This window comes from Microcoleus sp. OTE_8_concoct_300, from assembly GCF_031383065.1.
Taxonomy (GTDB): Bacteria; Cyanobacteriota; Cyanobacteriia; order Cyanobacteriales; family Microcoleaceae; genus Microcoleus.
Genome location: NZ_JANMZH010000571.1, coordinates 1 through 3,084 on the forward strand (window position 1 = coordinate 1; position 3,084 = coordinate 3,084).

A 3,084-nucleotide genomic window follows, 5' to 3' on the forward strand; every position below is an offset into this window, starting at 1 on the left:
AAATAACGCGGACTTTGGCGCAAGCGGGCGGCGCGCACAAAAGAAACATCCGGTGCTTTGACATTCGTATCCGGCATGATGAAACCGCCTGCGGAGTCAAAGACTCTCCCCAAGCGACGGGGATAAACCCAGTTACCCAGCAAGCGAATCAAAATACTGCTGATTTCACTGGATACGATGTCTGATGGTCCCACAATTGAAAGTCTCCCGTCTTCTAGTTCAATTTTGTAATCTAAACCCGCTTCGGAAAAAACGGTTTGAACTTGGTTTAAATCTTTGAGTGTCATCGCTGGCATAAGAATTTTCTCCTATTCTGAGCTGAGCTTTGATTTTAACACGAGTCAAATTTCTGCATATTTGAGGAATTCAGGCTATCTTCCTACAAATCATCAATTAAGCTGAATTGAGAAAGGCGATCGCACGGGATAAAAAAACTCGGTTTCTGGGATGAGCGATCGTTCTGATCGACAAACATTTACCTCTAAAATAGTCGAGATTGACTTATCCAGAGTTCTCCTCCGACTCCGCGTTGTGAAGAGGCGGTAATTTCATCATTCGATAATAAGTTAAAAGCTTATATATGCTTATATATGGCGACACAGATTCCCATTATTTAATAATACGTCAAGTGGCAGAAAAAAGCAAGGGGCGAGATCAAAAAAGATTAATGTCTAATGCCCAATGCCCAATGCCCAACTTTTGTTACAATACAAGTGAGTTTAGAAAAATTTAAAGATAGAAGTTTATGAGCAGCCTTAAAAGCAAGAGGCGAGATCAAAAAAAATCCCGCCCCAGCTTCAATAGATCGGTGCAAACGCTAATTGAATATATAGAAGCTTTGCCAGCCCAAGAGCAAACTTTACTATTTGACGAGCTTTTCAAGCGAAACATAATCAAGCAGCGTCAGGAAAACAGCGATTATTCTACAGTCAAGTTAACTTCTGCCTGGCCGATGTCCCCAGGAAGAGAAAAGTTCGACCCGGCAAACATCTATTCTACAGTCAAGGTAACTCCTGCCTCGGCGATCGGGCCAGCACTAGAAAAGTTAGGCCCGGAAAACATCAAGCTACCAAACACGGCCAAATTTTATGACCCGCATGTCAAAGGAAACCCGTTTATCATTGGAGAAAGAGAAAATCCGCGCCAGGAAAACACCAAGCAGACAGTCAAGACAAAAACACTCTTAACAGGTAACGCTACCTGCGACATTCGCGCAGCCGATCTCACTAACTTTGGGGGCGACTTCGACAGCTCAACTTATCACATAATCATTAAAAACGAATCAGACAGAACAGTCAGTGCAGCGTTGCTGGGATGGCCCGAATGTAAAGCTTTTGGCGAGACGCGATCGCAAGCACTGCAAAACCTTCACGATTTAGTAAATGCCCAGCTAGCCGAAGCAGAAATCGTCTCGGTCAAACTCACGAATAGTCGATCGAACAATCCTTGGGTGAGGTTAGCTGGTAAGTATGAAAACGATCCGTATTACGATGAGGTATTGGCACACATAGAAGAATATCGCCGCGAACTCGATGCAGAAACCGAAGCTTATTACAGTCAAATTGACGCTGCGGCTGAGACCAAATGAGCCGATACATACTTGATACGGATTGTTTCTCCCTTTGGCAACAGAATCATCCAATGATGGTGCAGCGGGTCGAGCTTAACGCTGAAAACCTTGCTGTAACTATCGTAACCGTAGAGGAAGTAATTCGCGGCTGGTTCGATGTTATCAGACAGGCTTCGGCACCTCCGGAAAAGGACAAAAAGGCGAAAAAGGAAAAAAAGGCTTCTAAACCTTCGCAAGCGGACAAAAAGGCTTCTGAACCTTCGCAAGCAGACAAATTAGTATGGGGTTACACCAAGTTATGGGATACATTAGAGGATTTCAAAAATCTCAACATTCTGAAATTTGACCGGAATGCTTCCACTATTTACACTAAGTTCCATCCTCAAATAAGACTCATCGGCTCGCAAGATTTGCGGATTGCTGCTATTGTACTTGCTAATAATGCTATCCTCGTTACGCGCAACCACCGCCATTTTTCCCAAGTGCCTGATTTAGTGCAGGAAGACTGGACAATTCAACCTTAAAAGCAAGAGGCGAGAGCCAAAAAAATCCCGCCCCAGCTTCAATTAAAAACTACCTTTGATCCCAAACTTGGGCCGCATCAGCCACAGCTTGATCTACCGACTTCTCATCCAACATTGCCGCCTGCAAATTGTCATAAATCGCCTTTTGCAGCTTTTTAACATCCTTGAGAGGCGGAATCAAGAGCTCGGCGGAAGTCAACCCAGAAGCACTAACAACCCGAGCTCGATCGGCAGCAGCAGCATCAGCGGGAACGTTCTTAAAATAACCGTCCTGCAAAGCCTCAACGGTAGAAGGCAAAACATTAGCAGCCTTAGCAAAAGCCAACTGATTTTGAGGATTAGTGACGTACAGAGCAAACTTGACAGCATCATCAGGGCGCTTGCTGTCGCGGGGCACAACCAAATTCATCACCGCCACAGTCTTCTTGCCTGTTTCCCCGGTAATTTGAGGCGCAGCAGCCGAAACAGCACCAATACTCGGAGCATTCTCAGCAATGGCCTTCAAAAACTGAGGCCCGGAAGCTAACAAAGAAGTATCCCCGGCTTGATAAAGCTCGATCGCCCTGCGATGTCCCTGCACCAAAACATCCTGCGGCAAAAGTCCGCCCTTGTACAAATCCACCCAATACTGAAAAACAGCTTTGCCCTTATCAGTATTAAAAGCCGCCTTGCCTTGAGCATCCACCAAAGGCACACCCATCTGCACGAAAGATTGCAAAACCTCCGCCGAATCTTCCGGCACAAAAGTCACAAAAAAAGCAAACTTACCAGTCTTCTCCTTCACCTGCTTGGCAACCTGTGCCAACTCGGCATAAGTAGCCGGAGGCTTAGCAATTCCAGCCTTCTTCAACAACTCTGTATTGTAAATTGTCACCCCAGTCGTGAGATACCAAGGAATGCCAAAACTCTTGCCGTCGAGTACGCTAGCTTTCCAGATATTTGGGAGATAGAGCTCGCGAACTTGCTGGGGAATCCGAGAATCCAAATCCA

Annotated in this window: 4 protein-coding genes; 2 read left to right on the forward strand and 2 right to left on the reverse strand. The window is 45.6% G+C overall.

Features of this window, described 5'->3' with window-relative positions; genetic code table 11:
- Positions 1–296 (reverse strand): Uma2 family endonuclease (locus ACUVJL_RS26025; protein ID WP_445248484.1); only part of this gene is annotated, 296 nt, incomplete at its 3' end.
- 449 nt (positions 297–745) lie between these two features.
- On the opposite strand from ACUVJL_RS26025, the gene ACUVJL_RS26030 reads away from it, so the two are divergent.
- Entirely contained in the window at positions 746–1,588 is an 843-nt protein-coding gene (locus ACUVJL_RS26030) for a type II toxin-antitoxin system HicB family antitoxin (protein WP_445248485.1), read from the forward strand.
- Positions 1,585–2,094 (forward strand): type II toxin-antitoxin system VapC family toxin, encoded by a 510-nt coding sequence (locus tag ACUVJL_RS26035; RefSeq protein ID WP_445248486.1) that lies wholly within the window; start codon positions 1,585–1,587, stop codon positions 2,092–2,094. Before ACUVJL_RS26030 ends, ACUVJL_RS26035 begins: the two co-directional genes overlap by 4 nt.
- A 49-nt stretch (positions 2,095–2,143) precedes the next feature.
- Here the strand turns inward: ACUVJL_RS26035 and ACUVJL_RS26040 are convergent.
- Positions 2,144–3,084, reverse strand: a 941-nt coding sequence (locus ACUVJL_RS26040) for an ABC transporter substrate-binding protein (RefSeq protein WP_445248487.1), incomplete at its 5' end; no start/stop codon positions are given.